Origin of the sequence: Enterobacter cloacae complex sp. SHL018, assembly GCF_049237905.1 — a bacterium.
Taxonomy (GTDB): domain Bacteria; phylum Pseudomonadota; class Gammaproteobacteria; order Enterobacterales; family Enterobacteriaceae; genus Enterobacter; species Enterobacter hormaechei_C.
Map to the genome: position 1 here is coordinate 257054 of NZ_JBMKJE010000004.1, position 22951 is coordinate 280004.

The window sequence follows — 22951 nt, forward strand, 5'->3', positions numbered from 1 at the left end:
CCGGCATTCAACACTCCAGCCGATACACCCAGTCGTCATACCGTACGCCTTTAATCTCGTACGCCTTCTCCAGCACCTGCGTGCGCACAAAACCCGCTTTCTCAAGGACCCGCACCGACCCAACGTTATCTGCCAGCACGTACGCGTTTATCGCCTTCACGCCCGTCTGGTTAAATGCATACTCGCACACCGCGTGCAGCGCCTCGCTGGCAATGCCTTTTCCCTGCGCGGCAGGCACAACCGTGTAGCCAATATCCGCCTCTTCACGGTTCGCCGCACTGATTTGCAGGCCGATATCCCCGAGCGGCGTAACGTCGTTATGCAGACGGATCACAAAGACATGCTCCGCCATCAGGCGCGCGGCAAATACGCGGCGCGTCTCTTTTTCCGGCGTGATAGCGGCCATATAGCGCATGATGGCGGGGTCTTCACGCAGAGAGCGGAAGAACGCCCAGTCAGAAGGTTCGAAAGGGGTGAGGTGAAGCCGGGTTGTGGTAATGGTTGCCATAGTTACGCCATCTCATCCAGACATGGCGTATAACTCTAACATATTCACTGCACCACATCCCCCAGCGCCTCTTCCAGGTCATACCAGCGGAACGTGAACCCGGCCGCTTCCAGCCGTTTTGGCAGCGCGCGTTGCCCGCCCAGCACCAGCACCGAAGACTCACCCATCAACAGACGAATCGCCGTTGCAGGCACGCGCAGCACCGCCGGGCGATGCAGGGCATGCCCCAGGGCGTGAGCAAATTGTTCATTACGTACGGGGTAAGGGGATATCATGTTAAATGGCCCGCGCAGATCGTTATCCAGCAGCCAGAGAATGCCGTTGACCATATCGTCGATATGGATCCACGCCAGATACTGACGACCGTTGCCGATGGGCCCGCCAAGCCCCATTTTAAACGGCGGCAGCATTTTACCGAGAATACCGCCCTTCGGCGCAAGTACCACACCGGTGCGCAGCAGGCAGACGCGGGTACGATCGCTTTGCGCCGCGCAGGCGATGCGCTCCCACTGGGCGCAGAGTTTATGGGTAAACTCGTTGTGCGGCGGCTCCTCTTCTGTCACCACCACTTCACCGAGATCGCCATAGTAGCCTGTAGCAGAGCCTGAAATCAGCACCGAAGGCGGCGTCTCGCTGTTGCGAATCAGCTCAACCAGCCTTTCGGTCATGTTCCAGCGGCTGCTGCATAAACGCTGTTTTTGCTCTTCGGTCCAGCGTTTATCGGCGATAGGTTCGCCAGCAAGGTTGATGACGGCGTCAAAGCCGTTCAGATCCTGCCTTTCCGCCAGGCCTTTCCAGATCTCAACGCCGGCGCCCAGCACCTGGCGCGCTTTCTCCGGGCTGCGCGTGACCACGGTAATGTCGTGATGCAACGCCTGCAAACGTGGAATGAGATGGCGACCAATCAGGCCCGTACCGCCGGTGAGCAGGATCTTCATACAACCTCCAGGTTTACGCCTGGCGCTGCCAGCTTAACGTCATGGAGACGGAGTCGGCGTAGCGCAGGGCGTGAAGTTTATCGATCTCCACTTCAGCATAAGTGACCCAGTGGTGTTCGCGTGCGATGTCGAGCACATCCTGAGTTAATTTTTCCAGTAGCGCAAAACGGTTGTTCTCAACGTACTGGATGATGCTTTTGGTGATCGTGCGATAGTTCAGCGCGTCATTGATGTCCTCGCTGGCACGCGCCTTGTCTGCCGGGTAGTGGATCACTACATTCACCACGATATCCTGGCGATTCGCGATCTCCTCCTCTTTGATACCAATGAACGTGCGTAAGCGTAAGTTTTTTATACGAATAATAGCGTCATGCTGGGACATTGCAGGTCTTCTCCGTGTCAGTATTTTCACCTCATCATACATGAGGAAAACACCTGCACCCAACGGGGCGCAGGCTCAAATCTGATGGATTTTTTGCATGGCGCGTTCGGTGGCCGGGCGGGTCCGGATGCGCTCAAACCAGTTGTTCACCGCCGGATAAGTGGCCAGATCGATCCGGTGGCGTTCATGGGTGTTGATCCACGGCCAGCAGGCGATATCTGCGATGCTGTAATGCTCACCTCCCAGCCACGGTGATTTTTCCAGCCGACGGTTCAGGACCCCGTACAGGCGCTGGGTTTCGACCTGATATCGCTCAATGGCGTAAGGGATCGTCTGCGGCGCATAGGCAGTAAAGTGATGATTCTGCCCCAGCATCGGCCCGAGGCCGCTCGACTGCCAGAATAACCATTGCAGCGTGTGATGACGCTCGCGCAACTCCCCGCTCAGGAGCTTGCCGGTTTTCTCTGCCAGATAGAGCAAAATCTCTCCGGACTCAAACAGGCTTAACGGTTTGCCGCCGTCGGAGGGCAGGTTATCAATGATGGCCGGAATTTTATTGTTGGGCGATATGGCCAGAAAAACGGGGCGGAACTGGTCGCCTTTACTGATATCCACGCGAATGATCCGGTAGTCCACTTCGGCTTCTTCGAGAAAGAGGGTGATCTTATGGCCATTAGGGGTGGGGGCATAATAGAGATCTATCATTCTCAACTCCTGTCAGTGCGAATAGTGTTGCCATAAAAAATCAGTATAGGTGCTTGTTGTAAATCGTGAGTTTTCATCAAGTGACAGCGAGGCAAAGAGATTATATGTTGAGTGAAAACCGATCAGCCGATGAGGATGTTATGAGCCAGCCTGTAATAACGTTGTGGTCCGATGCGAACTTTTTTTCTCCTTATGTCATGAGCGTTTATGTGGCGCTGGCAGAAAAGGGGCTTACTTTTAGTCTGAAAACCGTCGACCTGGACAGCGGCGAACATCTGAAGCCCCAGTGGCAGGGCTACGCGCTCACTCGCCGAGTCCCTGTGCTGGAGATCGACGGTTTTGAGTTGAGTGAATCCTCGGCGATTGACGAGTATCTTGAGGACCGCTTTGCCCCGCCAGAGTGGGAACGCATCTATCCTCACGATCTGCAAAAGCGCGCCCGCGCTCGCCAGATCCAGGCATGGCTGCGTAGCGACCTGGTGCCGATTCGCACAGAACGCTCTACGGACGTGGTGTTCGCTGGCGTCAAAAAGCCCGCCCTCAGCGAGGAAGGCTTATCCAGCGCCCGGAAGCTGATCGAAACTGCGTCATCGCTGCTGGCGCAGGGTAACCCCAACCTGTTTGGCGAGTGGTGTATTGCCGACACCGATCTGGCGCTGATGCTCAATCGCTTGATCCTCAATGGCGATGACGTCCCACAGCTGCTGGTGGATTACGCCACATTCCAGTGGCAACGCGCGTCGGTACAGCGCTATCTGGCACTCTCTGCTAAGCGCGCGGGCTGATAAGACGGGGCGCTTGAGGTATGATAGGGGCAGTCTGAATTCCTAAGGAGTAACTGATGAAACTGATGTTTGCGTCGGATATTCATGGATCGCTGCCCGCGACCGAACGCGTGCTTTCTCTGTTCGCCCAAAGCGGAGCGCAATGGCTGGTGATCCTGGGCGACGTGTTAAACCACGGCCCACGCAATGCGTTGCCGGAAGGCTACGCTCCCGCGCAGGTGGCGGAAAAACTTAATCATTTTGCCTCGCGCATTATCGCCGTTCGCGGCAACTGTGACAGCGAAGTTGACCAGATGCTGCTGAATTTTCCCATCACCGCTCCCTGGCAACAGGTGTTGATGGAAAACAGCCGTTTGTTCCTGACCCACGGGCACCTGTTCGGCCCGGATAACCTGCCGTCACTCGCCGCTGGCGATGTCCTGGTTTATGGTCATACTCATATTCCGGTGGCGGAAAAACGCGGGGCGTTTTATCACTTTAATCCCGGGTCTGTCAGCATTCCTAAAGGCGGCAATCCGGCAAGCTACGGCATGTATGAAGACGGGACATTAAGCGTTATCGCACTTAATGATCAGCAAGTTATTGCGCAGATAGCGATTAATCCGTAAGTTACACCACAACTGCAAACGCGCCGAAAGAGCGCTTAGACGAGAAGGTTTCCCGATGGTGGAGCAGAATCATTTGGCAAGTACTGAGTGGGTTGACATTGTCAGCGAAGAGAATGAAGTGATCGCGCAGGCCAGCCGCGAACAAATGCGTGCGGAGCGTCTGCGTCACCGCGCGACGTACATCGTTGTTCATGACGGCATGGGCAAGATTCTGGTCCAGCGTCGCACCGACACCAAAGATTTTCTTCCTGGTATGCTGGATGCCACAGCGGGTGGCGTTGTGCAGGCCGATGAAGTATTGCTGGATTCCGCGCGTCGTGAAGCGGAAGAAGAGTTAGGTATCGCTGGCGTGCCGTTTGCCGAGCACGGGCAATTTTATTTCGAAGATGAACATTGTCGCGTCTGGGGCGGGCTGTTCAGCTGCGTTTCCCACGGACCTTTCGCCTTGCAGGAAGAGGAAGTGAGCGAAGTGTGCTGGATGACGCCGGAAGAGATCACTGCGCGTTGCGACGAGTTCACGCCAGATTCCCTTAAAGCACTGGCGCTGTGGATGACCCGCAACGCCAAAAACGAATCCGCTAAACCGGAAAATAAGGCGGAAAAAGAGGAAGAGGCTGAGTAAGCCTTAACAGCTTTCCCGCAGACACAGGCTGGACGCGATGGGTTTATGATCGCGCCAGTCTCCGTCATTCAGACGTTCCAGTAACGCTTTCCCGGCTTCAATCCCAATCTTGCGATGCGGTACTGCCATCGTTGTCAGCGGCGGCTGGCAGACGCGGCTGACGTCGCTGTCGCCAAAGCCCACGACCGCTAATTCGTCCGGCACTTTGATGCGCCGACGCTGGCACTCATACAGCGCGCCGCAGGCCAGTTCATCTGATACGCACACCAGCGCATCCAGTTCCGGCCACGCCAGCAGGAACTCTGGCAGTTGTGCCGCGCCGGTGGAGAAGTTCGGCGGCATGGCGGCATTAATCACTCTGTTCGGCGACAGGTGGTGGCGCAGCATCGCCTTGTACCAGCCCTGCAAATGCTGCTGAAAAATCCACTGCTCCTGGTTAGCGCACAGCAGGCCGATATTCTGGTAGCCACGCTGAATCACCATCTCGGTAAGTTCATACATGGCGGCGACGTTATCAATCCCGATATTCATATCAATCGGATCGGCACGCATTGCACCCATTTCCATCACCGGGATAGAGGCGTTTTTCAGCCAGTGGCGTACGGTATCGGAGTGCTCGACGCTGAGCAGTATCGCTGCGGCGATATTTGAGGCCAGCAGCGTTTCGAGCAGTTTCTCTTCCTGTTCAAGACGATGCTGAGATTCCGCCAGCATGATCTGGTATCCGGCTGGCTGGAGCACCTGCTGTAGCCCGGCGAACATCTCGGAACAGCCAGCTTCGGAAAGGTTGGGAACTACCATCGCGATCGTCCATGACGACGCCGATGCCAGTGCGCTGGCGGCAAGATTGGGCATATAACCCAGCTCCTGCACCGCGGCTTCAATTTTTTCACGCAGTTTATCGGAAACCTGTTCGGGCGTGCGGAGGGCACGGGAAACAGTCATCGTGCCTACGCCGGCAAGCTGTGCGACATCCGCGAGCGTTACTTTTCCGGTACTGCGCCGTTTTCGGGTTAAAGACATACATCTTCCTGCTGACAGGACGCGATTCAGTTTCATCCTTCATTTTACGTGACAGGCAGTATACGCCTTAAATCCCTTTTTTTGCTGTGATTTCGCACCATGACAGCAATTTGATAGCGCTATCACAGTTCTGCATGTTAGTCGTTGGTAGCGCTATCTTTGTGATCGCGATCGCAGTCATTGATTGATGGGTTGAATAGAGTTTGCCCATGTCTGGTCTTTAGCGGGAGTGAAAAATGCTCAAAAAGTGGATATATGATACAACCATCATCCTACAGGATAGCGTTGAAAGCTGGCCCCAGGCGCTGGAACTGTGCGCGAAACCGCTGCTGGATTTGCAAGTCATTGCGCCGGAATATGTCACGGCTATCATCGAGCAGCACCAGACGTTAGGTCCCTACTATGTGCTGGCTCCAGGGCTGGCAATGCCACATGCGCGACCGGAAGAAGGGGCGAAAGGACTTGGCCTGTCATTATTAAAACTAAAACAGGGCGTCTCTTTTGGTGCCGGTGAGTTTGACCCCGTCGATGTGATTGTGATGCTGGCGGCACCGGACAAGCATAGCCATATCGAAATGATCTCAGCCTTAGCGGAATTATTTTCCAGCGACGAAGATATGGCTGAATTACATCGGGCGAATACGCTGGAGGAGATAAAAACCGTTATCGATCGCTTCTGATTTAATTATTTAATCCGATTCATCTCAACATTACGCGTCAGCGTGATGGGACGTACTCTACTTAAAAAAGGGGATAACAATGAAAATCATGGCTATTTGCGGCTCCGGCCTGGGCAGCAGTTTTATGGTCGAAATGAATATTAAAAAGGTGCTCAAAAAACTGGAAATTGAGGCCGAGGTTGAACACTCCGATCTCTCCTCGGCCACGCCGGGCGCGGCGGACCTGTTTGTAATGGCGAAAGACATTGCCGCCAGCGCCAGCGTGCCGGAAAGCCAGCTGGTGGTAATCAACAATATCATCGATATCAACGAACTCGAAGCGCAGCTGCGCGCCTGGTTCGAAAGACAATAATCCTGATAAGGCGAGGTGGATATGTTTATCCTTGAAACGCTGAATTTCGTTGTTGATATTTTAAAAGTCCCTTCAGTGCTGGTCGGGTTAATTGCTCTGATTGGTCTTGTGGCGCAGAAAAAAGCCTTTTCGGATGTGGTAAAAGGCACAATTAAAACCATTCTCGGCTTTATTGTACTGGGCGGCGGCGCAACTGTGCTGGTGGGCTCTTTAAATCCGCTCGGCGGTATGTTTGAGCACGCCTTTAATATTCAGGGCATTATTCCCAACAATGAAGCTATTGTATCGATTGCCCTGGAGAAATATGGCGCTTCCACCGCGCTCATTATGGCCTTCGGGATGGTGGCGAATATTATTGTTGCGCGCTTTACCCGCCTGAAATACATCTTCCTCACCGGGCATCACACCTTCTACATGGCATGCATGATCGGCGTGATCCTGACGGTTGCAGGCTTCGAGGGGGTCGGGCTGGTCTTTACCGGTTCTTTGATCCTCGGCCTGATTATGGCCTTCTTCCCGGCGATTGCGCAGCGCTATATGAAGCGTATTACCGGCAACGATGAGATCGCCTTCGGTCATTTCGGTACGCTGGGCTACGTGCTGTCCGGCTGGATTGGCAGCAAGGTCGGGAAAGGCTCGCGCTCCACCGAAGAGATGAACCTGCCGAAGAACCTTAGCTTCCTGCGTGACAGTTCAATCTCCATCTCCCTGACCATGATGATTATCTACCTGATCATGGCGGTGAGCGCCGGACGTGAGTACGTGGAGGCCACCTTCAGCGGCGGCCAAAACTACCTGGTATACGCCATCATTATGGCCATCACCTTCGCGGCAGGCGTGTTCATCATCTTGCAGGGCGTGCGCCTGATTCTGGCGGAAATCGTCCCGGCCTTTACCGGCTTCTCGGAAAAACTGGTGCCCAATGCGCGGCCTGCGCTGGACTGCCCGGTGGTCTACCCGTATGCGCCAAACGCGGTGCTGATTGGCTTCCTGTTTAGCTTCCTCGGCGGGATTGTTGGGTTGTTCATCTGCGGTCAGTTTAGCTGGGTGCTGATCCTCCCGGGCGTTGTGCCGCACTTCTTCACCGGCGCAACGGCGGGCGTGTTCGGTAACGCCACCGGTGGACGCCGCGGGGCAATGATTGGCGCCTTTGCTAACGGCCTGCTGATCACCTTCCTGCCGGTCCTGCTGCTGCCTGTTCTGGGCGCAATTGGCTTTGCGAATACGACCTTCTCGGACGCTGATTTTGGTGCGGTCGGGATTGTGCTGGGCAACCTGGCACGCTTCCTGTCGCCGCTTGCCATCACCGGACTGGTTGTTGTGTTGTTCGCGCTGCTGGTGGCCTACAACGTCTTCGCTAAAAACAAACCTGCCAGCGGTAACGCGCAGGAAAACCCCGGAGCCAAATCATGAATGAGAATGAAATAACCGACCTGGCGCGTCAGATCCGCCTTGAGACGCTGAAATCCCTTACGCAGCTGGGTTTTGGTCACTACGGTGGCAGCATGTCAGTCGTTGAAACGCTGGCCGTTCTGTACGGCGCGGTGATGAAAATTGACCCGGCCGATCCGGACTGGCCAGAGCGCGATTACTTTGTGCTGTCGAAAGGCCATGCGGGGCCGGCGCTGTACAGCACGCTGGCGATTAAGGGCTACTTCCCGATTGAAGAGCTGAGCACGCTGAACCAGAACGGGACGCGTCTGCCAAGTCACCCGGATCGCCTGAAAACACGCGGCGTGGATGCCACCACCGGTTCACTGGGGCAGGGGATCTCCATCGCTGGCGGCATGGCGCTGTCGCACAAGCTGGCAGGAAGGCCAAACCGGGTGTTTTGCATCGTTGGCGACGGAGAACTGAATGAAGGGCAGTGCTGGGAAGCCTTCCAGTTTATCGCTCACCATCGACTGAACAACCTGACGGTATTCGTGGACTGGAACAAACAGCAGCTCGACGGCGAGCTGGACGAAATCATCAGCGCCTTCGACCTGGAAGGCAAATTCCGCGCCTTTGGTTTTGACGTGGTGACGGTGAAAGGGGATGACATTCCGGCGCTGCTGGAGGTGACCGCGCCGATCCCTGAGGCTGATGCGCGTCCGCGGGTGGTGATCCTCGACAGCATTAAAGGGCAGGGGGTGCCATACCTTGAACAGCTCAGCAACTCGCATCACCTGCGATTAACCGAGGAGAGCAAAGCGGCGCTTAACGAGACGATTCGCCAACTGGAGGCTTCACATGATTAAGGTTGCACCGACAGGACAGAAAGATGCCGTTGAGATGCGTAAGGTCTACGCGGGTTTTGTGGCAAAACAGATTGAGGCCGGGAGCGAGATCATTGCGCTCGAAGCGGATCTGATGAGTTCGATGGCGATGGACGGCGTAGCGCGTGATTACCCACAGCACGTCATCAACTGCGGCATTATGGAGGCCAACGTGATTGGGACGGCCGCCGGGCTGTCGCTCACCGGACGTAAGCCGTTCGTCCATACCTTTACCGCCTTTGCCAGCCGTCGCTGCTTCGACCAACTGTTTATGTCCCTGGACTACCAGCGCAATAACGTGAAGGTGATTGCCTCGGATGCGGGCGTGACGGCCTGTCACAACGGCGGGACGCATATGTCGTTTGAGGATATGGGCATCGTGCGCGGTCTGGCGCATTCAGTGGTGCTGGAGGTGACCGATGCGGTGATGTTCGAAGATGTGCTGCGTCAGCTCATCGACCTGGAAGGCTTTTACTGGGTAAGGACCATCCGTAAACAGGCGCCGAGCGTGTATGCCCCGGGGTCAACCTTCACCATCGGCAAGGGCAACGTGCTGCGCGAGGGAACCGATATTACCCTGATTGCTAACGGCATTATGGTGGCGGAAGCGCTGGAGGCGGCGCGCCAGCTGGAGCAGGAGGGGGTAAGCGCAGCGGTCATCGACATGTTTACCCTGAAGCCCATCGATCGGATGCTGGTGAAAAACTATGCCGAGAAAACCGGGCGTATTGTGACCTGCGAAAATCACAGCATTCACAACGGGCTGGGGTCGGCGGTGGCGGAAGTGCTGGTGGAAACCTGTCCGGTGCCTATGCGGCGGGTGGGGGTGAAGGAACGGTATGGTCAGGTGGGTACGCAGGACTTCTTGCAGAAGGAGTATGGCCTGACGGCACATGACATTGTGTCGGCGGCGCGGGAGCTGCTGTAATAAAAAAGGCGACCATTTGTGGTCGCCTCTCTTGACGGATGGCGCTTCGCTTATCCGGCCTATAAAACCGTAGGCCCGGTAAGCGCTAGCGCCACCGGGCTAGCTTACTGCTGCTGCGAAGACTGGATCGCCGTCAGCGCGATGGTGTAGACGATATCGTCAACCAGCGCACCACGGGACAGGTCGTTCACAGGTTTGCGCATGCCTTGCAGCATTGGCCCGATGGAGATCAGGTCTGCTGAACGCTGTACCGCTTTATAGGTGGTGTTACCGGTGTTCAGATCCGGGAAGATGAACACGGTAGCGCGACCTGCAACCGGCGAGTTCGGCGCTTTGGATTTCGCCACGTCAGCCATTACCGCGGCATCGTACTGGAGCGGGCCGTCGATCATCAGATCCGGACGTTTTTCCTGTGCAATGCGGGTCGCTTCACGGACTTTCTCTACGTCACTACCTGCACCAGAGGTGCCGGTGGAGTAGGAGAGCATCGCGACGCGTGGTTCGATACCGAAGGCAATCGCGGAGTCCGCAGACTGGATAGCGATTTCTGCCAGCTGCTCTGCGGTTGGGTCCGGGTTGATCGCACAGTCGCCGTAAACGTAAACCTGTTCAGGCAGCAGCATGAAGAACACGGAGGAGACCAGAGAGCTGCCCGGTGCAGTTTTGATCAGCTGCAACGGTGGACGGATGGTGTTCGCGGTGGTGTGAACCGCACCGGAAACCAGACCGTCAACTTCGTCCTGCTCCAGCATCAGCGTACCCAGCACCACGTTGTCTTCCAGCTGCTCGCGCGCAACGGCTTCGGTCATGCCTTTGTTCTTACGCAGCTCAACCAGACGGGCAACGTAGCTTTCGCGGACCACGTCAGGATCAACGATTTCGATGCCCGCGCCGAGCTCAACGCCCTGAGACGCCGCAACGCGGTTGATCTCATCCGGGTTACCCAGCAGCACACAGGTCGCGATACCGCGCTCTGCACAGATGGCCGCCGCTTTAACGGTACGTGGTTCGTCGCCTTCTGGCAGAACCACGCGTTTGCCCGCTTTACGCGCCAGCTCGGTCAGCTGGTAACGGAAGGCTGGAGGAGACAGACGACGGCTGCGCTCGGAGGTCGCCGTCAGGGATTCGATCCAGTCTGCGTTGATGTAGCCCGCAACGTATTCCTGAACTTTCTCGATACGCTCGTGGTCATCAACCGGCACTTCGAGGTTGAAGCTTTGCAGGCTCAGGGAGGTCTGCCAGGTGTTGGTGTTCACCATGAAGACTGGCAGGCCAGTGGCGAACGCACGTTCGCACAGCTTGCTTACGCGTGGGTCCATCTCGTAGGCGCCGGTCAGCAGGATCGCGCCGATCTCCACGCCGTTCATCGCGGCCAGACAGGCTGCAACCAGCACGTCCGGACGGTCTGCGGAGGTTACCAGCAGGGAACCTGCACGGAAGTGCTCCAGCATGTGTGGAATGCTACGTGCGCAGAAAGTTACGGACTTCACGCGGCGGGTGTTGATATCGCCTTCGTTGATCACGGTGGCGTTCAGGTGACGCGCCATATCGATTGCACGGGTGGCAATCAGATCGAAGCTCCATGGCACCGCGCCCAGAACAGGCAGCGGGCTGGAATCCTGCAACTTAGCCGGGTCAACTTTGATGACTTTCGCTTTGGAAGAGTCGTCAAAAATTTCGGACAGGTCAGGACGCGTACGGCCCTGCTCATCTACTGGCGCGTTCAGCTTGTTAACAATCACGCCGGTGATGCTGGTGTTTTTCGCACCGCCGAAGCTGCTGCGCGTCAGTTCGATACGCTCTTTCAGCTGCTCTGGGGTATCCGTGCCCTGAGACATCACGAAAACGATCTCTGCGTTCAGGGTTTTCGCGATTTCAAAGTTCAGAGACTGGGCAAACTGGTGTTTACGGGTCGGGACCAGGCCTTCAACCAGCACCACTTCCGCGTCCTGCGCGTTTGCGTGGTAGTTGGCAATGATCTCTTCCATCAGCACGTCTTTCTGGTTGCTGGAGAGCAGAGATTCAACGTGGCTCATCTTCAGCGGTTCAGCCGCTGGCAGATTGGAGTTCTTGCGAACGATGGTGGTGGTCTGGTCTGGCGCATCGCCACCGGCACGTGGCTGGGCGATAGGCTTAAAGACGCTCAGACGAACGCCTTTGCGTTCCATAGCGCGGATCACGCCGAGGCTGACGCTGGTCAGGCCGACGCTGGTTCCGGTAGGGATCAGCATAATAGTACGGGACACGGTTTATCCTCTTTCGTTACCGCCGCGTTGGGCGGGTTACAAAACAGCACCGCCAGCATTGCTGGCGGTGTGGAATCAGGCAGTCAGGCGGTGCGCGTCTTGCGCGATGACCAGCTCTTCGTTAGTTGGGATAACGATAGCAGGGCGGGTGCCTTCTTTGTTGATGAAGCCAGACTTGCCGAAGCGGGCAGCCAGGTTACGCTCATGATCAACTTCGAAGCCCAGAACGCCCAGTTTGCCCAGGGACAGTTCACGTACCATTGCCGCGTTCTCACCGATACCGCCGGTGAAGATAACAGCATCCAGACGGCCTTCCATCAGCGCGGTGTAAGAACCGATGTACTTCGCCAGACGGTGGCAATAAACGTCCATTGCACGTTTAGCGTCAGCTTTTTCTGCGTAGTTGTCTTCAACGTAACGGCAGTCGCTGGTGACCTCGGTCAGGCCCAGCAGGCCAGACTCTTTGGTCAGCATTTTGTTGATGTCGTCAACGCTCATGCCCAGGGTGTCGTGCAGGTGGAAGATGATCGCCGGGTCGATATCACCGGAACGGGTACCCATCACCAGACCTTCCAGCGGGGTCAGACCCATAGAGGTGTCAACACACTTACCGTTGCGGATAGCGGAAACAGAACCACCGTTGCCCAGGTGGCAGGTGATGATGTTGACTTCTTCAACCGGCTTGTTCAGCACTTTTGCGGCTTCCTGAGTCACATAGAAGTGGCTGGTGCCGTGTGCGCCGTAACGACGAACGCCGTGCTCTTTGTACAGGCTGTATGGCAGGGCATAGAGGTAAGACTCTTCCGGCATGGTCTGATGGAACGCGGTATCAAACACGGCCACGTTTTTGTCTTTCAGACTCGGGAAGGATTTCAGTGCTTCAGCGATACCGATCAGGTGAGCCGGGTTATGCAGCGGTGCGAAAGACGCAGAGTCTTTGATACCCTGGATCACGGAGTCGTCGATTACCACGGAACTGGTGTATTTTTCGCCGCCGTGGACGATACGGTGACCAATTGCGGTCAGCTGAGCAGACAGTTCTGGTTTTTGTGCCAGAATAGTGTTAACGATAAAGTTCAGCGCTTCACTGTGAGCGGCGCCTGCACCTAAAGCCGCTTCTTGTTTGCTGCCGTCCATCTTCCACTTGATACGTGCTTCAGGCAGATGGAAACATTCGGCCAAACCAGAGAGGTACTCGTCACCGTTGAGCGCATCGATGATGGCGAATTTCAGTGAGGAGCTACCGCAGTTCAGAACCAGTACTAACTTACTCGACATGGAAGTACCTATTATTGATACGTGGCTAAAAAAACGTCAGTGAGTCTAAAAGCGTAACGCATGCTGACCCAGACATTTATGATTAACATCATGCCAAACAAACATTCTGGCAGGATGGAAGAAATACCTATGATTTTAAGCCATTTTGAACATTTTTCAGACAATGGCATAATATGCGATAATTTGACGAGTTAACGCTTATCGTCTACGGCCCTATCAGGCTGGCACAGGATACCCGATACGGGGTAGCGATGACAAAATATTTTGAACGTTGTCATAGCCTGTTGTGGTTTTGCACGAAAATTTTAATTTTTATATGTGAAGTTGAGGTACAGCCATGTCGACACCCGAAATCCCGTCCGTGAACTTTTTTAGTCTGTTTCGTCGGGGACAGCATTACGCAAAGACATGGCCGATGGAAAAGCGCCTCGCGCCCATGTTTATTGAAAATCGCACTATTCGCGCCACGCGCTATGCGATTCGCTTTATGCCCCCGATTGCCGTTTTTACCCTGTGCTGGCAGATAGCGTTAGGTGGACAGCTTGGCCCTGCCGTCGCGACGGCGCTTTTTGCGTTAAGCCTGCCGATGCAGGGGCTATGGTGGTTAGGCAAACGTTCCGTCACGCCACTTCCGCCTTCTGTTTTACACTGGTTTTATGAAGTGCGTGGAAAACTGGAGGAGGCGGGCCAGGCGCTGGCACCGGTTGAAGGCAAGCCAGACTATCAGGCGCTGGCGGATACCCTCAAGCGTGCGTTTAAACAGCTTGATAAAACATTCCTCGATGACTTGTGATTGATCATCGAAACGACGACCAAAAGAAGGCACAGTAACAATCAGTTACCGTGTCTTTTTTTTACAGTGCAATGCGCTACAGGAGTCGAAAGATGGAAATGACCCATGCTCAACGTCTGATTTTGTCTAACCAGTACAAGATGATGACTATGCTTGATCCCGATAACGCTGCGCGCTACAGCCGCCTGCAAACCATTGTTGAACGTGGTTTTGGCTTGCAGATGCGCGAACTGGATCGCGAATTTGGCGAACTGAAAGAGGAAACCTGCCGTATCGTTATCGACATCATGGAGATGTACCATGCGCTGCATGTGTCCTGGACCAATCTGAAGGACCAGCAGACCATTGACGAGCGCCGCGTGACGTTCCTGGGCTTTGATGCTGCAACGGAAGCGCGCTATCTGAGCTATGTACGCTTTATGGTGAATACCGAAGGGCGTTACACCCATTTTGATGCGGGTACGCACGGCTTCAACGCCCAGACCCCGATGTGGGATAAGTATCAACGTATGCTGAGCGCGTGGCACGCCTGTCCGCGTCAGTACCATTTAAGCAGCAACGAAATTCAACAAATCATTAATGCCTGACGGAGGTGTGTGTGCAGTGTAAAGGTTTTCTGTTTGATCTGGACGGTACGCTGGTGGATTCGCTACCGGTGGTGGAGCGCTCGTGGTGCCACTGGGCCGACCGGCACGGCATCGACCATCAGGACGTACTGAATTTCATCCATGGCAAACAGGCCATTACCTCATTGCGGCACTTCCTTGCGGGACGTTCTGAGGAAGAGATTCAGGCGGAGTTCCGCTATCTTGAGCAGATTGAAGCTACCGATACCGAAGGCATCACCGCGCTGCCCGGTGCGCGTGAACTGCTTGAGCACCTGAATGAAGCGCAGATCCCGTGGGCTATCGTCACCTCCGGCTCGGTTCCCGTCGCGCATGCCCGTCATAAGGCGGCAGGTTTACCGACGCCGGACGTCTTCATTACCGCTGAGCGCGTGAAGCGCGGCAAGCCTGAACCGGATGCGTTTCTGCTCGGCGCAGAACTGCTTGGCCTTGCGCCAGCGGAGTGCGTGGTGGTGGAAGACGCGGCGGCAGGCGTGCTGGCCGGGCTGAACGCCGGAAGCCACGTCATTGCCGTTAACGTCCCGGCGGGTTCCCCCCGGCTGGAAGAGGCGGATTTCGTGCTTAACACCCTGACCGCCATCGACGTCTCGAAGGCGTCAGACGGAGTTGTAACCGTCTCGCTAAAAATGTAATCCCATGATATAGCCCCGCATTACCGGGGCTTTTTTATGGCAGAATTGCTTCTCCTCCACTGACAAGGACATGTTGTGAACGGTGAACTGATTTGGGTCCTGAGCCTGCTGTTAATCGCCATCATTCTTTTTGCCACGGGCAAGGTGCGCATGGATGCCGTCGCCCTGTTTGTGATTGTCGCATTCGTTCTGAGCGGTACCCTTTCCCTGCCGGAAGCCTTTTCCGGGTTTAGCGATCCCAACGTTATTTTGATTGCCGCCCTGTTTATTATTGGCGACGGGCTGGTACGCACCGGCGTGGCGACGATGATGGGGTCGTGGTTGGTTAAGGTGGCGGGCAGCAGCGAAACCAAAATGCTGATTTACCTGATGCTGACGGTCGCCGGGCTGGGCGCGTTTATGAGCTCTACGGGCGTCGTGGCCATCTTTATTCCGGTCGTGCTGAGCGTCTGCATGAGGATGCAGATCTCCCCGTCGCGGCTGATGATGCCGTTGAGCTTCGCCGGGCTCATCAGCGGCATGATGACGCTGGTCGCGACGCCGCCGAACCTCGTCGTGAACAGCGAACTGATCCGTGAGGGGCTTGAGGGGTTTAGCTTTTTCAGCGTTACGCCGATCGGGCTGGTGGTACTGGTGATGGGCATTATCTATATGCTATTGACCCGTTTTGCGCTGAAAGGGGAGAAGCAGGATAAAGCCAAAGAGGGCTGGAAGCGGCGCTCTTTCCGCGATCTGATTAAAGAGTATCGTCTGACCGGGCGTGCCCGACGTCTGGCTATCCGCCCGGGATCGCCCATGGTGGGGCAGCGGCTGGATGACCTTAAGCTACGCGAACGCTATGGCGCGAACGTCATCGGGGTTGAGCGCTGGCGTCGTTTTCGCCGGGTGATCGTTAACGTGAACGGGGTGTCAGAGTTTCGCGCGCGTGACGTCCTGCTGATTGATATGTCCACCGCAGACGTGGATCTGCGGGAGTTTTGTAGCGAGCAGCTGCTGGAGCCGATGGTCCTGCGCGGCGAGTATTTCTCTGACCAGGCGCTGGATGTGGGAATGGCCGAGGTGTCGCTGATCCCGGAATCGGAGTTATTGGGCAAAACCGTGCGTGAAATCGGCTTTCGTACCCGCTATGGCCTCAACGTGGTGGGCCTGAAGCGCGATGGCGTAGCCCTTGAAGGGGCGGTGGTGGATGAGCCGATCCTGCTGGGGGATATCTTCCTCGTGGTCGGCAACTGGAAACTGATTAGCCAGCTCGGGCAGAAAGGCCGCGATTTTGTGGTGCTGAATATGCCGATTGAAGAGAACGATGCATCACCGGCGCACAGCCAGGCGCCCCATGCGATTTTTTGCCTGGTATTGATGGTCGCGCTGATGCTGACGGACGAGATCCCTAACCCGGTGGCGGCGATAATCGCCTGTCTGTTAATGGGCAAATTCCGCTGTATTGACGCCGAAAGCGCTTACAAAGCGATTCACTGGCCGAGCATCATTCTCATCGTCGGGATGATGCCCTTCGCCCTGGCGCTACAGAAAACCGGCGGGGTGGATTTGATCGTGAAAGGCTTAATGGACGCGGGCGGGGGATATGGTCCGTACCTGATGATGGTTTGCCTGTTCGTCATGTGTGCCACCATCGGTTTGTTCATCTCCAATACCGCAACGGCGGTGCTGATGGCGCCCATTGCGCTGGCGATGGCAAAATCGATGGGTGTTTCGCCGTATCCGTTTGCGATGATGGTTGCGATGGCGGCGTCCGCGGCATTTATGACGCCGGTCTCTTCCCCGGTCAATACGCTGGTGCTGGGGCCCGGGAATTATAGGTTCAGTGATTTCGTGAAGCTGGGTGTGCCGTTCACCGTGCTGGTGATGGTGGTGTGCGTGGTATTGATACCGGTCCTGTTTCCGTTCTGAGCATTTTGCCGGGTGGCGGCTACGCCTTACCCGGCCTACAACCCCGTAGGCCCTGCAAGCGCAGCGCCGCTGGGCGAAAATCAGAGTGGCGAATCCTGGCTAATCTCATCCAGCGACAAATGGAAGCTCGGCACAAACACGCGCATAAAGTAGTCCATCTCTTCGCTGCGACGGGATTCCAGCGTTTTTTCCAGACGCGTTTTTGCCAGTAAAAATTCGTTATTCCCGGCGGACAGTTCTTCCAGACACTTCAGGTAGGCGCACAGCGCATCGGCCTGCTTAACCAGGGATTTCTCCTCTTCCGTATACTGATGCTCATCGATCAGCGGCCCGAAGATATCGCGCAGCTCTTCAGGCACCATGTCGATCAGCTTCTGCTGGGCAATCTTCTCAATGGCCTTATATTCCTGGGCAATCTGCGAGTTGAAATATTTCACCGGCGTAGGCAGATCCCCGGTCAGCACTTCCGATGCATCGTGATACATCGCCAGCAGGGCGATACGTTCGGCATTCACCTGCCCGTTGAATTTGCGGTTTTTAATCGCGGCCAGCGCGTGCGCGACCATGGCAACCTGCAAACTGTGCTCAGACACATTTTCAGTACGCACATTGCGCATCAGCGGCCAGCGGTTGATGAGTTTCAGGCGGGAGAGGTGGGCAAAGAAATGACTCTGACTCATAGGTTACCTTATGTCTTCACTGCGACAGACTTCATTGTGCGGGGAGGGGAGGGAAGTTGCAAATTTGCGGATGTTGCAGGCCGGGTAAGCGCAGCGCTACCCGGCGAAAAGTCAGCGTTACTGATGGTACCCGGAGAGGAAGCGCCCGAAGCGGCTGATGGCCATCTCGAGATCGTCTTCGCGCGGCAAGGTGACGATACGCACGTGATCCGGCCACGGCCAGTTAAACGCCGTCCCCTGAACCAGTAGCACTTTTTCCTGCAACAGGAAGTCGAGCACCATTTTCTGGTCGTCGTGAATATTGAAGCGCTTCGCGTCGATTTTCGGGAACATGTACAGCGCGCCGTTAGGCTTCACGCAGGAGACGCCCGGAATATCATTAATCAATTCCCATGCGCGGTTGCGCTGTTCATACAGGCGGCCGCCAGGCACGATGAACTCGCTGATGCTCTGATAACCACCGAGCGCCGTCTGGATCGCATGTTGCGCCGGTACGTTGGCGCACAGACGCATGGATGCCAGCATCTCCAGCCCTTCAATGTAGCCTTTCGCATGTTTTTTCGGACCGTTCAGTACCATCCAGCCCTGACGGAAACCGGCAACGCGGTAAGTTTTAGACAGTCCGTTAAAGGTGACCGTCAGCAGATCGGGTGCCAGCGCGGCGATAGAGTGGTGCTGCGCCGCGTCGTACAGGATCTTGTCGTAAATCTCGTCGGCAAAGATGATCAGGTTGTGCTGGCGGGCGATCTCGACGATCTCCATCAGCAGCTCTTTTGAATAGACCGCACCCGTCGGGTTATTCGGGTTAATGATCACGATACCCCGGGTGCGCGGGGTAATTTTGGCGCGAATATCATCCAGATCCGGGAACCAGTCAGAGGATTCGTCGCACAGGTAGTGCACCGCTTTACCGCTGGACAGGGACACCGCAGCCGTCCACAGCGGATAATCCGGGGCAGGAACCAGCATTTCATCGCCGCTGTTCAGGAGCGCCTGCATCGCCTGAACGATCAGCTCCGAGACACCGTTGCCAATGTAGATATCTTCAACGGTGACGTCGCGCATACCGCGAGCCTGATAGTGCTGCATGATGGCTTTACGGGCGGAATAAAGCCCTTTTGAATCGCAGTAGCCTTGTGCAGTGGGCAGGTTACGGATCACATCCACCAGGATCTCATCCGGCGCTTCAAAACCAAATGGCGCGGGGTTGCCGATGTTGAGTTTCAGAACCTTATTGCCTTCCTCTTCAAGGCGTTTTGCCTCTTTGAGTACCGGGCCACGGATGTCGTAACAGACGTTGTCGAGCTTGCTGGATTTTTCGATAGGGGACATGAACCTTTAACCTTTTCGCTATTATTGCAACTTCCTGCCGTGGAAGTGAGCACGGAACAATGTACTCCCACCGCGCTTCGTTTTGAAGGGCGCACAGAAGAAGATTTCGTCCAACCGGGCAATGCCGCGGTGATCGCTTACTCTAACGACGGAGTGATTTTGTGCCTGAATTTATCGTGATAAAGAGGAGTGTTGGGTTGTTTGTGCTAAAAATTTCATATAAAGATGAATATTATTCTGGGATAAATAAAAAGACGATTCGGGCTGATGCATTAGTCCCCCTGAGTGACCATTCGTAAAACCTGAATGCTGAGATACCGATTGCCATATTAGCAAAGCCAGGTTAAAAGTTACTCATGTGAAATTAATGTTAAGGGTTATTAATGAATGGCCTGAATCTAAATTAAACTTTATTTATTATTAACGACGAAAATGCAACTTTCGTTAATTTTAATAAAAAGAGTGTAGTTGCTTATCATTGGCGGTAAATCCTTAATATTGCAATAAGACTTATAAATATAGTGGATTTGGGTTAAGATGTGTTTCGGGAATGCAGCATAGCGATAGGCCTGTTACGTATATCGGATACTGCTTTCCTGTATTAATCGATTGTTATTGTTAAAGTTATCTCTGGCTGATTGGGTAAGTCACATCTTGCTACGTTGCCAACGCTGCGATATAGATGGCAGAAAACATGTCTTACTCTTTATGGTATTAACATCGACCTGCAAACAACGAAATATCCTGGACGCAAGAGAATAAAAATAACGTCATGAAACGTGATTTCTGACTGGTGATATACCGCAGTACAATAACTATCTGTCAGGCAGTCTGCCGGGCCGGGATGCGAGGGAAACTCTTCAGAAGGAATTGCTTAACTGTTACACACAGCTTCAACCCGGGCAGCTCCGCACGAGCAACCTGAAAGTGAAAAGATATGATAAATGCAAATCGTCCGATAATGAATCTCGACCTCGATCTGCTGAGAACGTTTGTTGCGGTCGCCGATCTCAACACTTTTGCAGCAGCTGCTGCCGCCGTTTGCCGTACCCAGTCCGCCGTGAGTCAGCAAATGCAGCGGCTGGAACAACTGGTTGGTAAAGAGCTTTTTGCGCGTCATGGACGTAATAAGCTTTTAACAGAACATGGTATTCAGCTTCTGGGTTATGCCAGAAAGATACTGCGCTTTAATGATGAAGCCTGTATGTCATTAATGTTTAGCAACCTTCAGGGAGTGTTAACATTAGGGGCGTCAGATGAATCAGCAGATACCATTTTACCCTTCCTTCTCAACCGAATTAGCTCGGTTTATCCGAAGCTTGCCCTGGACGTTAGCGTTAAACGCAATGCTTTCATGGTTGAGATGCTGAAAGAAAACGAGGTTGACCTGGTGGTCACCACGCATCGACCTGGCCAGTTTGACAGCCTGACGCTGCGTACTTCTCCAACGCACTGGTACTGTGCCGCGGAGTATGTATTGCAGAAAGGTGAGCCGATACCCCTGGTCCTGCTGGACGATCCGAGTCCGTTCCGCGATATGGTGCTGGCTGCGCTCAACGAAGCCGGTATTCCATGGCGCCTGGCGTACGTGGCGTCAACCTTGCCCGCAGTGCGAGCGGCGGTGAAGGCCGGGCTTGGCGTAACGGCCCGTCCGGTGGAGATGATGAGCCCCGATCTGCGTGTGCTGGGTCAATCCGAGGGACTCCCGTCGTTGCCGGATACGGAGTACCTGCTGTGCCATAACGCCGCCAGCAACAACGAGCTGGCAAAAGTGGTGTTCGAGGCAATGGAAAACTACCACAATCCATGGCAGTACGCGCCTGTTACTCCCGAAGGAGGGGACGACTCCCTGATCGTGGAAGGGGATTTTGAGTGATCATTCCCTCAAAATTCTCGTAACAAAATGTAAGTGCAAAAAAGAGCCACTCGCATGATTTTTTCCTGCGAGTGGTTTTTTTTGCTATTCATAACCGTGAACGGAGCAGGGATAGAGCAAATACCGCTTATTTATCAATGCAGAAAATGTTTTTGGTTAAGATGTAAACAATACCTGTTCTAACTTACCTCATACCCCGCCGATGTTAAAAAAACAGGAAATATGTTGCTGTTTTTTTGATTGAATTAACAAAAGCGTGTCTCAGATCAAGAAAATACTCCCATTTGGGGGGAGGAATCGTTGGCAAATCCTGTCAAAATAGGAGGGTTATTTTTTTTACTTCCAAAACGGACACGATTCAACAAGATGCATTTGACGGAAAGTCATGTACCCACCAGGGTTAAAGGGCACCAAATGTTAATGAGAATCGCACGTTGTAATTTAATGTGAAGAAACCTTTGTTAAAGTTGACAAAAGGTTATAGAAAGGAGTAAAAAACCCCATCATTTTGCTGTCTATGTCTCATTTCTGACAGTTAGTGTAAGGTTATTTTGTTCCTCCCCATGAATCGATGTGATGCCCATCTGCCAGCAAGAGCAGTGTCGTCGGTATCACTTTTGATGAGTAAGCAATGAGTATGTCAACATCCACAGAAGTCATCGCTCATCACTGGGCATTCGCAATCTTTCTTATTGTAGCCATTGGCCTGTGCTGCCTGATGTTAGTCGGCGGCTGGTTCCTGGGCGGTCGCGCCCGCGCAAGGCACAAAAACACACCTTTCGAATCAGGTATTGATTCAGTAGGTACCGCTCGCTTACGCCTGTCTGCCAAGTTCTACCTGGTAGCCATGTTCTTCGTCATTTTTGACGTGGAAGCGCTTTACCTCTTCGCGTGGTCTACCTCCATTCGCGAAAGTGGTTGGGTGGGCTTTGTCGAGGCCGCAATTTTCATTTTAGTGTTACTGGCCGGTCTGGTTTATCTGGTGCGTATTGGCGCGCTGGACTGGACACCTGTGCGTTCACGCCGTGAACACATCAACCCGGAAAACAGTATCTCTAATCGTCAGCAGTAACAGCGAGGCAATAAGATGGATTATACGCTCACCCGCATAGATCCTAACGGTGAGAATGACCGTTACCCCCTGCAAAAACAGGAGATCGTAACCGACCCCCTGGAGCAAGAAGTCAACAAAAGCGTGTACATGGGCAAGCTCGAACATGCCATGCACGACATGGTCAACTGGGGTCGTAAGAACTCCATCTGGCCATACAACTTTGGCCTTTCTTGCTGCTACGTTGAAATGGTGACGTCATTCACTGCGGTGCATGACGTTGCGCGTTTTGGGGCCGAGGTACTGCGTGCTTCTCCACGTCAGGCTGACCTGATGGTGGTGGCCGGGACCTGCTTTACCAAGATGGCACCGGTTATTCAGCGTCTTTATGACCAGATGCTGGAGCCAAAATGGGTTATCTCCATGGGCGCATGTGCAAACTCCGGCGGTATGTACGACATTTATTCCGTTGTGCAGGGCGTTGATAAGTTCATTCCGGTGGATGTGTACATCCCGGGCTGCCCGCCGCGTCCAGAGGCCTATATGCAGGCGCTGATGCTGCTCCAGGAGTCAATTGGTAAAGAACGCCGCCCGCTTTCATGGGTTGTTGGCGATCAGGGTGTCTATCGCGCGAACATGCAGTCTGAGCGCGAGCGTAAACGTGGTGAACGTATTGCCGTCACCAACCTGCGTACGCCTGACGAAATTTAATTTGCGCCTGTGGGCCTGGAGAACACCTT

The 22951-nt window shown here is 54.5% G+C and carries 24 protein-coding genes; 15 read left to right on the forward strand and 9 right to left on the reverse strand.

Annotation, left to right across the window (positions count from 1 at the left end; all coding sequences use genetic code 11):
* Nucleotides 1-7: 7 nt before the first annotated feature.
* The 4 genes from ACOTY5_RS16825 to yfcG all read right to left on the reverse strand — a co-directional run bounded on the left by ACOTY5_RS16825 (nt 8) and on the right by yfcG (nt 2533).
* Nucleotides 8-508: a GNAT family N-acetyltransferase gene (locus ACOTY5_RS16825; protein ID WP_017383443.1), complete on the reverse strand. Its 501-nt coding sequence runs from the start codon at nt 506-508 to the stop codon at nt 8-10.
* A gap of 44 nt (nt 509-552) precedes the next feature.
* On the reverse strand, nt 553-1446 hold the full coding sequence (locus tag ACOTY5_RS16830; RefSeq protein ID WP_062934026.1) for a TIGR01777 family oxidoreductase: 894 nt from the start codon (nt 1444-1446) through the stop codon (nt 553-555).
* A 13-nt stretch (nt 1447-1459) separates the two neighbouring features.
* Complete coding sequence (gene folX / locus ACOTY5_RS16835) at nt 1460-1828, reverse strand: dihydroneopterin triphosphate 2'-epimerase (RefSeq protein WP_003861432.1); 369 nt, start codon at nt 1826-1828, stop codon at nt 1460-1462.
* Between the two features lie 75 nt (nt 1829-1903).
* Nucleotides 1904-2533, reverse strand: a complete 630-nt coding sequence (gene yfcG / locus ACOTY5_RS16840; RefSeq protein ID WP_003861434.1) for a GSH-dependent disulfide bond oxidoreductase — start codon at nt 2531-2533, stop codon at nt 1904-1906.
* A 140-nt stretch (nt 2534-2673) separates the two neighbouring features.
* Here yfcG and yfcF point away from each other — a divergent pair, with 140 nt between their 5' ends.
* Genes yfcF through yfcD form a run of 3 tightly spaced genes read left to right on the forward strand, consistent with a single transcriptional unit; the run spans nt 2674 to nt 4548 of the window.
* On the forward strand, nt 2674-3318 hold the full coding sequence (gene yfcF, locus ACOTY5_RS16845) for a glutathione transferase (RefSeq protein WP_017692996.1): 645 nt from the start codon (nt 2674-2676) through the stop codon (nt 3316-3318).
* A gap of 56 nt (nt 3319-3374) precedes the next feature.
* The gene (gene yfcE, locus ACOTY5_RS16850) at nt 3375-3926 is read left to right on the forward strand and encodes a phosphodiesterase (protein ID WP_003861437.1); all 552 of its coding nucleotides are present in this window, start codon (nt 3375-3377) and stop codon (nt 3924-3926) included.
* Between the two features lie 55 nt (nt 3927-3981).
* A complete protein-coding gene (yfcD, locus tag ACOTY5_RS16855; RefSeq protein WP_006811396.1) occupies nt 3982-4548 on the forward strand; it encodes an NUDIX hydrolase YfcD in 567 nt (188 codons plus the stop codon).
* Nucleotides 4549-4551: 3 nt separating this feature from the next.
* Here the strand turns inward: yfcD and ACOTY5_RS16860 are convergent, their stop codons facing one another.
* The gene (locus ACOTY5_RS16860; RefSeq protein WP_045141718.1) at nt 4552-5571 is read right to left on the reverse strand and encodes a LacI family DNA-binding transcriptional regulator; all 1020 of its coding nucleotides are present in this window, start codon (nt 5569-5571) and stop codon (nt 4552-4554) included.
* A gap of 236 nt (nt 5572-5807) precedes the next feature.
* On the opposite strand from ACOTY5_RS16860, the gene ACOTY5_RS16865 reads away from it, so the two are divergent.
* The 5 genes from ACOTY5_RS16865 (at nt 5808) to ACOTY5_RS16885 (ending at nt 9789) form a co-directional block, all read left to right on the forward strand.
* Complete coding sequence (locus ACOTY5_RS16865; protein WP_017383438.1) at nt 5808-6251, forward strand: PTS sugar transporter subunit IIA; 444 nt, start codon at nt 5808-5810, stop codon at nt 6249-6251.
* Nucleotides 6252-6330: 79 nt separating this feature from the next.
* Nucleotides 6331-6603, forward strand: a complete 273-nt coding sequence (locus ACOTY5_RS16870) for a PTS sugar transporter subunit IIB (RefSeq protein ID WP_003861447.1) — start codon at nt 6331-6333, stop codon at nt 6601-6603.
* 21 nt (nt 6604-6624) lie between these two features.
* Nucleotides 6625-8016, forward strand: coding sequence for a PTS ascorbate transporter subunit IIC (locus ACOTY5_RS16875; RefSeq protein WP_017383437.1), 1392 nt, complete (start codon nt 6625-6627; stop codon nt 8014-8016).
* Nucleotides 8013-8843: a transketolase gene (locus ACOTY5_RS16880; protein WP_015572264.1), complete on the forward strand. Its 831-nt coding sequence runs from the start codon at nt 8013-8015 to the stop codon at nt 8841-8843. The genes ACOTY5_RS16875 and ACOTY5_RS16880 overlap by 4 nt, the downstream gene beginning before the upstream one ends.
* Nucleotides 8836-9789, forward strand: coding sequence for a transketolase family protein (locus ACOTY5_RS16885; RefSeq protein ID WP_015572265.1), 954 nt, complete (start codon nt 8836-8838; stop codon nt 9787-9789). Before ACOTY5_RS16880 ends, ACOTY5_RS16885 begins: the two co-directional genes overlap by 8 nt.
* Nucleotides 9790-9893: 104 nt before the next feature.
* Here ACOTY5_RS16885 and pta read toward each other — a convergent pair whose 3' ends face one another.
* Both pta and ackA read right to left on the reverse strand, forming a co-directional pair.
* Nucleotides 9894-12035: a phosphate acetyltransferase gene (gene pta, locus ACOTY5_RS16890; RefSeq protein ID WP_017383435.1), complete on the reverse strand. Its 2142-nt coding sequence runs from the start codon at nt 12033-12035 to the stop codon at nt 9894-9896.
* A gap of 75 nt (nt 12036-12110) precedes the next feature.
* A complete protein-coding gene (gene ackA, locus ACOTY5_RS16895; protein WP_015572267.1) occupies nt 12111-13313 on the reverse strand; it encodes an acetate kinase in 1203 nt (400 codons plus the stop codon).
* 337 nt (nt 13314-13650) lie between these two features.
* Between ackA and yfbV the strand changes: the two genes are divergently transcribed.
* From yfbV to ACOTY5_RS16915, 4 genes are all read left to right on the forward strand, one after another.
* Complete coding sequence (gene yfbV / locus ACOTY5_RS16900) at nt 13651-14106, forward strand: terminus macrodomain insulation protein YfbV (protein WP_017383434.1); 456 nt, start codon at nt 13651-13653, stop codon at nt 14104-14106.
* A gap of 92 nt (nt 14107-14198) precedes the next feature.
* Nucleotides 14199-14693: a YfbU family protein gene (locus ACOTY5_RS16905; RefSeq protein ID WP_003861461.1), complete on the forward strand. Its 495-nt coding sequence runs from the start codon at nt 14199-14201 to the stop codon at nt 14691-14693.
* Between the two features lie 11 nt (nt 14694-14704).
* On the forward strand, nt 14705-15364 hold the full coding sequence (locus ACOTY5_RS16910) for a sugar phosphatase (RefSeq protein WP_003861463.1): 660 nt from the start codon (nt 14705-14707) through the stop codon (nt 15362-15364).
* 75 nt (nt 15365-15439) lie between these two features.
* The gene (locus tag ACOTY5_RS16915) at nt 15440-17272 is read left to right on the forward strand and encodes an SLC13 family permease (RefSeq protein ID WP_017693001.1); all 1833 of its coding nucleotides are present in this window, start codon (nt 15440-15442) and stop codon (nt 17270-17272) included.
* Nucleotides 17273-17352: 80 nt separating this feature from the next.
* On the opposite strand, the gene yfbR is transcribed toward ACOTY5_RS16915, so the two are convergent.
* Together yfbR and alaA are read right to left on the reverse strand one after the other, a co-directional pair.
* Complete coding sequence (gene yfbR / locus ACOTY5_RS16920; protein WP_003861468.1) at nt 17353-17952, reverse strand: 5'-deoxynucleotidase; 600 nt, start codon at nt 17950-17952, stop codon at nt 17353-17355.
* Nucleotides 17953-18069: 117 nt separating this feature from the next.
* Complete coding sequence (gene alaA / locus ACOTY5_RS16925) at nt 18070-19284, reverse strand: alanine transaminase AlaA (protein ID WP_003861471.1); 1215 nt, start codon at nt 19282-19284, stop codon at nt 18070-18072.
* Nucleotides 19285-20221: 937 nt separating this feature from the next.
* Between alaA and lrhA the strand changes: the two genes are divergently transcribed.
* From lrhA to nuoB, 3 genes are all read left to right on the forward strand, one after another.
* Complete coding sequence (gene lrhA / locus ACOTY5_RS16930) at nt 20222-21160, forward strand: transcriptional regulator LrhA (protein WP_017693002.1); 939 nt, start codon at nt 20222-20224, stop codon at nt 21158-21160.
* 631 nt (nt 21161-21791) lie between these two features.
* Nucleotides 21792-22232: an NADH-quinone oxidoreductase subunit NuoA gene (nuoA, locus tag ACOTY5_RS16935; RefSeq protein ID WP_003861475.1), complete on the forward strand. Its 441-nt coding sequence runs from the start codon at nt 21792-21794 to the stop codon at nt 22230-22232.
* Between the two features lie 15 nt (nt 22233-22247).
* A complete protein-coding gene (gene nuoB, locus ACOTY5_RS16940) occupies nt 22248-22922 on the forward strand; it encodes an NADH-quinone oxidoreductase subunit NuoB (RefSeq protein WP_003861482.1) in 675 nt (224 codons plus the stop codon).
* Nucleotides 22923-22951: the final 29 nt, after the last annotated feature.

Coding starts and splice junctions, on each gene's coding strand:
- ACOTY5_RS16825 (WP_017383443.1), bottom strand. CDS start 508: ATGGCAACCATTACCACAACCCGGCTTCACCTCACCCCTTTCGAACCT.
- ACOTY5_RS16830 (WP_062934026.1), bottom strand. CDS start 1,446: ATGAAGATCCTGCTCACCGGCGGTACGGGCCTGATTGGTCGCCATCTC.
- folX (WP_003861432.1), bottom strand. CDS start 1,828: ATGTCCCAGCATGACGCTATTATTCGTATAAAAAACTTACGCTTACGC.
- yfcG (WP_003861434.1), bottom strand. CDS start 2,533: ATGATAGATCTCTATTATGCCCCCACCCCTAATGGCCATAAGATCACC.
- yfcF (WP_017692996.1), top strand. CDS start 2,674: ATGAGCCAGCCTGTAATAACGTTGTGGTCCGATGCGAACTTTTTTTCT.
- yfcE (WP_003861437.1), top strand. CDS start 3,375: ATGAAACTGATGTTTGCGTCGGATATTCATGGATCGCTGCCCGCGACC.
- yfcD (WP_006811396.1), top strand. CDS start 3,982: ATGGTGGAGCAGAATCATTTGGCAAGTACTGAGTGGGTTGACATTGTC.
- ACOTY5_RS16860 (WP_045141718.1), bottom strand. CDS start 5,571: ATGTCTTTAACCCGAAAACGGCGCAGTACCGGAAAAGTAACGCTCGCG.
- ACOTY5_RS16865 (WP_017383438.1), top strand. CDS start 5,808: ATGCTCAAAAAGTGGATATATGATACAACCATCATCCTACAGGATAGC.
- ACOTY5_RS16870 (WP_003861447.1), top strand. CDS start 6,331: ATGAAAATCATGGCTATTTGCGGCTCCGGCCTGGGCAGCAGTTTTATG.
- ACOTY5_RS16875 (WP_017383437.1), top strand. CDS start 6,625: ATGTTTATCCTTGAAACGCTGAATTTCGTTGTTGATATTTTAAAAGTC.
- ACOTY5_RS16880 (WP_015572264.1), top strand. CDS start 8,013: ATGAATGAGAATGAAATAACCGACCTGGCGCGTCAGATCCGCCTTGAG.
- ACOTY5_RS16885 (WP_015572265.1), top strand. CDS start 8,836: ATGATTAAGGTTGCACCGACAGGACAGAAAGATGCCGTTGAGATGCGT.
- ackA (WP_015572267.1), bottom strand. CDS start 13,313: ATGTCGAGTAAGTTAGTACTGGTTCTGAACTGCGGTAGCTCCTCACTG.
- yfbV (WP_017383434.1), top strand. CDS start 13,651: ATGTCGACACCCGAAATCCCGTCCGTGAACTTTTTTAGTCTGTTTCGT.
- ACOTY5_RS16905 (WP_003861461.1), top strand. CDS start 14,199: ATGGAAATGACCCATGCTCAACGTCTGATTTTGTCTAACCAGTACAAG.
- yfbR (WP_003861468.1), bottom strand. CDS start 17,952: ATGAGTCAGAGTCATTTCTTTGCCCACCTCTCCCGCCTGAAACTCATC.
- alaA (WP_003861471.1), bottom strand. CDS start 19,284: ATGTCCCCTATCGAAAAATCCAGCAAGCTCGACAACGTCTGTTACGAC.
- lrhA (WP_017693002.1), top strand. CDS start 20,222: ATGATAAATGCAAATCGTCCGATAATGAATCTCGACCTCGATCTGCTG.
- nuoA (WP_003861475.1), top strand. CDS start 21,792: ATGAGTATGTCAACATCCACAGAAGTCATCGCTCATCACTGGGCATTC.
- nuoB (WP_003861482.1), top strand. CDS start 22,248: ATGGATTATACGCTCACCCGCATAGATCCTAACGGTGAGAATGACCGT.